This is a genomic window from Methanocalculus sp. (genome assembly GCF_029762515.1).
GTDB lineage: Archaea > Halobacteriota > Methanomicrobia > Methanomicrobiales > Methanocorpusculaceae > Methanocalculus.
In genome coordinates this window covers 1-6461 of the sequence record NZ_JARVGN010000087.1, presented here as the reverse complement: position 1 = coordinate 6461, position 6461 = coordinate 1, and the positions used below count along the sequence as shown (strand labels likewise).

Here is a 6461-nt window from a genome sequence, read left to right as displayed (position 1 = left end):
TTAAGGCTTAGGAGGGAAGGCAACCTATTATTTTGAGATTGTAAGATGCATTATGTTGTAAAGCGTTGTTATATATATTTTTCCAGGTAGGTTTACTGGGATTCTCTTTTAACTGTTGGCACAAGTATCTTTCATACCATGGATAATCGTGTACCACGTATTTTGAGCTTCACTCAATAAATCCCTATCCTTAACACTTTTTACTGCATTTTCAGAATATTTTTCTAAATCATCGGGATGTTGTAAAAGCCAAATAATTGACGTTGCAAACGATTTAGAATCATTATGATCCTGAATTAGAATCCCATTATATCCTGTTTTAACAATATCCATAACATCTCCACACATCGACGATACAACTGGTACTCCTAAGTATAAAGATTGCATAACTGTTTGAGGAAATCCTTCACGCTCTGATGTCAATATTGATATTTTACTATCATTTATCCACTCCAGTGGGTTATCCTGCCACCCATAAAATGTAACAGTATTTGAAAGATTAAGAGAATTTGCTAGGTCAACAAGATTGGCATGTTCAGGTCCGTCTCCAACAATAGCAACTTTGATGTCTGGAATCTCGTTTTTGACATAACCTGCAGTACGTATAACTGTTTCAACATGTTTAACTTTAGCTAATCTTCCTAAAAAAAGAATTTCAATTTCCTTAGATGGGTTCGTTTGATCAAATTCTATTTCCATAGGTTTGTAAAGGATGTGTATTTTTTTATCCTGAATACCTTCCTTTGTAAGAAATAACTTGGTGAAACTCCCATTTGCTATGATAATATCCATTCGTTTCATAATTGACATCATTATTCGACCATATGTAGTCATCCCAGGTAATTGACGAGTATAAGCAAAACGTTCTATTGGGCTACCAATAGAAAAAATATCAACAGGACCAGCAATTAAATTCACACCAGTTTTCGTCCTGGTTAGTATACCTACGGTAAAAGCAAGTACACCATGTGGAAATAGTAAATATCCCAAAATTAATTTTGGCTTATATTTAAACGATATAAACATCATTAATAAAAATTTTATAACAAACGCAACTGGACTCACTTTCAAGAACCATGTCGGAGGACAATAATACTCTACTTTATCTATATGGGGACCGGGTGTATCTCTCACAATAAAAATCCTATTAACTTCGTCTAATGTTGAAAGAGGGTACATATGAGTTCTCAAATTTCGATTTGAGAGTTTCATTGTTATGAGAATATTCATATCTTTCATCCTAGGGATTTTTTAAGGTAAGATGTAATTGTGTGGCATACCGTTGAAAAAGAATACCTATAAAAATTTTTAATGAAATGGACTTTCATATTCTTTTTTACAGTTTTTTTATATTGTTCATATAAGAGATCGTAGTCTCCGATATACTCGCTATAGTCCGACAATGACCTATTTTCAAACGTATTTCGAATAGTTTCGACAGATGTTAAAAAAGCATCCGATTGTGGAGAATCAATAACCTGAGTGTGATAATCACATTCATCAATAATAACGGGAATGACGTGTACATCTATTGATTCGAGATTGTCAGGAGAGCCATGGACAGTAATCTTTGCAATAAATGACTCTCTTGTGGAGGGGATGTATGTATGATCAAATATGAAGTTCCCCAGACTATAAATAATCGGCCGGTTTTTGTAAATCTCATAACTCTGTGTAATGTGAGGGTGGCCCCCGAGTATAATATCAACACCCGCATCAATGAGGCTACGGCCAATCTGGATTTGATCTGGTGAAGGATACGGAACATATTCACATCCCCAGTGGAGAGATACGATGACTAAATCAGAAATAGACTTTGTTTTTTCAACATCTTTGATTATAACATCCTCAGATTTAATCTTATTATAACAAGCATCTGAAATATAATCATCTATAAAAGAGTACGCAAGGAAAGCAATCCTATAGCCTTTGATATCGAACGTTTCAACCGTATTTTTGATACCCACAAGATGTATATCATTCTCAGTAAGAATCTTGATAGTATCGAGAAATGTTTCCCGCCCATTTTCCATAATATGATTATTTGCAACTGATAGAACATTGAAATGAGCGTTTTTCAGGCCATAGATGACATCAGGTTCAGCGCAGAAAAAGGATGATTTTTCATTCGATTTTGAATTGGTGCTTCGAATAGAACATTCCAAATTCCCAAAAATAATGTCTCCGTCTTTAAATATATGTGAAACCTCTCTAAAGGGAAAATTTGAACCATTTTTCATAATTACGCTTTTTACACCAAAATTTTCACACAAATCCTGCTCTCCTAACATAATATCTCCAACGGCGTATAAGGTAAAAGACATTAGTTACAACCCCATCTCATTAACTATGAATTTATATTTCCCCGCCCCAGTCCGCTCAATCTCATCAACAAATTCAAACCGAACATCCCAGTTGGCACTTTTTGACTGTATAATCTGCTTTATTGTTTCGAGTTGTCCCTCATTAAAATCTTCGTCAATAACCAGTTTGATATGAATCTCCTTTGCACTTCTTTGTACAACCTGATATTCTTTAATCCCCTGACAGTGTTCCCAGAAAATGTATAAAAAAAACCATCCATGTACGCTCTTCCCTTCCGGGGTGACGAGGACATCAACACTCCGGCCGATTACTTCCCCTAAGAGTTTATAGCCGCGTCCACAATTGCATTTTTCATCTGTGATAGATACCTCGTCCCCTGTTGCGTACCTGATAAAGGGCATAGCATAATTATGTAAGCTTGTTGCGAGTACCTGCCCCTGCCCTTGATCCACTTGACAGTCATGGGAGTCAACAACCTCCATAACACTCCGCTCGGTATCGATATGCAGGCCGGATTGCTCAGGACACTCATAGGCACTAACCCCACCGTCACTCAGACCATATCCATCAAAGACCTCACATGCAAATACTTGGCTGATTGTTTCTCGCATGTAGGGAAAGAGTTTTTCCGCGGTGGTGAGCACAGCAGTCGGGGAGTGAATAGCTATATCGTTCTCTTGAAGCCATTTGGCATAAAAATAGATTGATGAGGGATATCCACGAATGAATTTAGGTTGGAATTTGTTAATCACCACAGCATAATGCCTCATCTCCACGTCACCCATATCAAATGAAGAGAGCTTCTTAAGGTTTCGTGCCATCTCATGGATCATCGTACTTATTCGGGACTTGGATCCGACATCAAGGGACGATCCCGCAAGAAAGACCATCTTATCGCCTGGCTCAAAGCCACCATATCCCCACCCCCGATAGAGAAGAGCACCACTTAAAAAACGATCCTGTTTTAACAACCTATATTGAAATGGGGTGCCAGTTGACCCTCCCGTTGGCTGTGTGTAATATTTCATTGACGAGAGATTTAAAGGCTTGAATTCTTCCCAGTTCTGTCTGATGATCTCTTTTGTGAGAACGGGGATTTTCTGAAGATCCGTAATGGTACGTATATCGCCCGGTCTTACCTTGAGCTCTTTAAAGAGGGTACGGTAATAAGGAACATTCTCATACGCAAATGTGATCATATGCCTGAGCTGTTTCTCCTGCTCCTCTTTCAACTCCGTGTATGGCCGCCACTGGTTTTTCACCAGACGCTTATAAGTTTGATTAAATGAACGTTCAATAAGGGTGTGTGCTAAAATAAATAATTGCTTATTGAGCATTCAAATAGCCTCTCTTAATCCTATCAAAGGAATTCTATTCATCCGTAAACAGTGTCTTCCCAACAACAAGCACCGGCTATCGAACCGACCCGACCATTGACGAAAGAGAGTAAACTCACAGATCATACACCCTCCACTACGCCTCATTTTTGGGAGCGACGGAGTCCGCATGCTTTTCGAGTGATCGCGATAGCACGAGACTTCCGGACTCCTGTATTTTTCGAGGACTTGATCGTTTGTGTCCTTCTGTGGTTTGGAATACAGCGATGACCCTGTAATGTAGTGGAGTTATCAGGTGGTGGAAAAGGTTTTCATTACTTAGGTGTACGGATTTAGTCTGGTTGATGATAGGTATAATTATTTGGGTATTACTCCCACTGGTGATCTTGATGAATGGGGAGGGGATAAGGTGATATTCCATGTTTGCAAAAAGGGACAGATGACAGGCCGCAGATCCTGAAGCGATGGTGTTCATCGTATATCCCTCACAACAGAATTAAAGGAATACTGCACGTCGGGGTGATTTTTCATCTCAGTAAAACTCTCTGGATAATTCTCAACAAACCAGACCATGAACCCAGTTATATCTATTTTATCCTCTAATAATCTCTCTTGCCGGCTTTTCCAGTCATCTTTTAAATGTGGTATTTGAATGAGATTCACCACTTTATCGATTGTGTCCGAGGCAGACCTGTAGTTGAATATCAATTTATATTTCTCTTCGAGTTCAATAAAATTCCCCATATCACCTTTTCCTACAAAAGAATTGCATCGAATCGCTGGTGTGCCAAGGACGGCAGCTTCGGTTGTCATTGTTTGTGAGTCAGAAACGAGCAATGTTGCATACGAGAGAAGGTCATGCAATTTATCCGGAGTAACCGGGAGACGATATTGTTCAAATTCTGAGGGGAGTGGTGATTCAGAGGATATGAATACTTTTGAATGTTTCTGAAGCTCATGAATGAGTTTTCTCTTCTCTTCGTTGCTGAAGCCACCCTGGCCAACGTCATGGTAAGCACCCCATGCTACAAAACGAATAAGGGTGAATTTCTCACCAGGAGTTAAACCGGCATCTTTGATAACCTGAGGATCCGGAGTGAAATAATTCGGATGCAATGATGCGAATTCCTTATAACTATTCACCCTCACTTCTTTACGTCCATAATCATGTCGAACAGAAGCAAGTGTCAATATAACGTCGGTCAATGGGAGGGTTATCATGTCCGCAATAGGGTATTTCACAACCTCTGGTTCGGAGTCGGTGAATATCATTGATTTTTTTCCGAGGATTTTTGCTGAATGGACAACTGCTGGATTTAACACCCCTAAAAAAAAGTGAGGGTTAAATCGTTTTGCAATCTTATAAATCTCATATTCTCTAAGTATCCACTCTCGAATCAGGCTTAATTTCCCAGAACCCTTTTTTCCAACTTTAATATAAGGTATATGATAAGCATCCAGCAGTTGTATAACAACGTCTTTATCTCTTCCTATTACTTTAATCTCATGCCCCCTACTCTCCATCTCCCATATAAAATTTTTAAAAAGGTGGACATGGCCTGGGTGGCCCATATCAATAAGAATCTTCATATGAACCTCTGAAAAAGAAGAGCGTTAATACCACCCGCCATTATTCCTCTCGGCCTGCATATCAAACAGCATCGCAAAGAGCAGGAACTGGGCGCCGATGCTGAACAACAATAACGTGACCACGGCCGGGACAAACATGGCGCCTCCCTGGATGAACTTATAGTAGAGTGTCCAGATCCCGGCGAACACCGACATGATCGAGATGAATGCCCCGAAGAAGTAGTAGAAGACGAGCGGGTGGAAGCCAAGCACGATATACTTCATCTTCAGGCGCCAGAGGAAGTCCTTCAGGAGGAGCCGGGAGAGCCGGACGATATAGGTGCTGTACCGGATGCCGGACTTCTCGCGGCCATAGCGGGATGGGTGGGGAACGTTCTTCACCCTGAATCCATAGACGTTGAGCCGGACGAGGAGATCATTGCAGTACCCATAGCCAGGGTAGATGGCATTGAGGGAGATTATTTCGAGTGCCCGGCGTGTGATGGCGGTGTAGCCGTTCTGGGGATCGACCATCTGCCAGTACCCGGAGGCAATCTTGGTAAGAAGGGTGAGGAGGGCGTTGCCGAAGAAGCGCCACTTGCTCATGCCGCTCCTGAACTCACGGTCGACGAGCCGGTTGCCCATGCTGTAGTCGGCCTTCCCGTCTACTACCGGATCGAGGAGATGAGGGAGGAAGGCCGGATCCATCTGGTTGTCACCGGCCATCACGGCGGCGACATCAATCCCTTCTTTATCCTCACTAGCCTCAAGGACAGCCTTATAGCCGGTGACGATTGATGCACCGACCCCCTTGTTCTTCTCGTGATGGATGACGATGACCCTTTTGGTGGTATCCTTCTCTGCAAACGCCCGGGCCTTCTCAAGGGTTGCATCCTTTGAGCAGTCATCGACGACAAAGACGCGGTCAACGAAGTCGGGGATTGTTTCCAGAGTGTCGAGGATAAGAAGCTCCTCATTATAGGCCGGGACGACGACGGCGATTCTGTGGTCACGATACATGAATGGGCACCTGTTGATGTTTTTGGTTTTGTGTTAGCTTGTGAAGTTGCTGTTGCTGTAGGTTGTTTTGTTGCTGTTGCTTTTCTTGTTGCCTTCGCTTGATAGTATGATGGGAATGATGGGTGGAAAGTCTATTGGATTGACTATTGGAATAAATAATCTCTGTATTGATATGGAAGCTGTGTCCGTTCAATTAGTTTACTAATGCTC

General features: G+C 41.4%; 5 protein-coding genes. All 5 read right to left on the bottom strand.

Translation table 11 applies throughout. The features are described from left to right. Window positions 1-108 precede the first annotated feature (108 nt). The 5 genes from QCH34_RS04465 to QCH34_RS04445 all read right to left on the bottom strand — a co-directional run bounded on the left by QCH34_RS04465 (window position 109) and on the right by QCH34_RS04445 (window position 6251). Window positions 109-1239 (bottom strand): glycosyltransferase, encoded by a 1131-nt coding sequence (locus tag QCH34_RS04465; RefSeq protein ID WP_300330737.1) that lies wholly within the window; start codon window positions 1237-1239, stop codon window positions 109-111. Further along, window positions 1236-2324: a CapA family protein gene (locus QCH34_RS04460; protein WP_300330734.1), complete on the bottom strand. Its 1089-nt coding sequence runs from the start codon at window positions 2322-2324 to the stop codon at window positions 1236-1238. Before QCH34_RS04460 ends, QCH34_RS04465 begins: the two co-directional genes overlap by 4 nt. A gap of 3 nt (window positions 2325-2327) precedes the next feature. Then, complete coding sequence (locus QCH34_RS04455; protein WP_300330731.1) at window positions 2328-3557, bottom strand: hypothetical protein; 1230 nt, start codon at window positions 3555-3557, stop codon at window positions 2328-2330. Between the two features lie 576 nt (window positions 3558-4133). Next, the gene (locus QCH34_RS04450; RefSeq protein ID WP_300330728.1) at window positions 4134-5252 is read right to left on the bottom strand and encodes a DUF354 domain-containing protein; all 1119 of its coding nucleotides are present in this window, start codon (window positions 5250-5252) and stop codon (window positions 4134-4136) included. A 24-nt stretch (window positions 5253-5276) separates the two neighbouring features. Further along, on the bottom strand, window positions 5277-6251 hold the full coding sequence (locus QCH34_RS04445) for a glycosyltransferase family 2 protein (protein WP_300330725.1): 975 nt from the start codon (window positions 6249-6251) through the stop codon (window positions 5277-5279). Window positions 6252-6461: the final 210 nt, after the last annotated feature.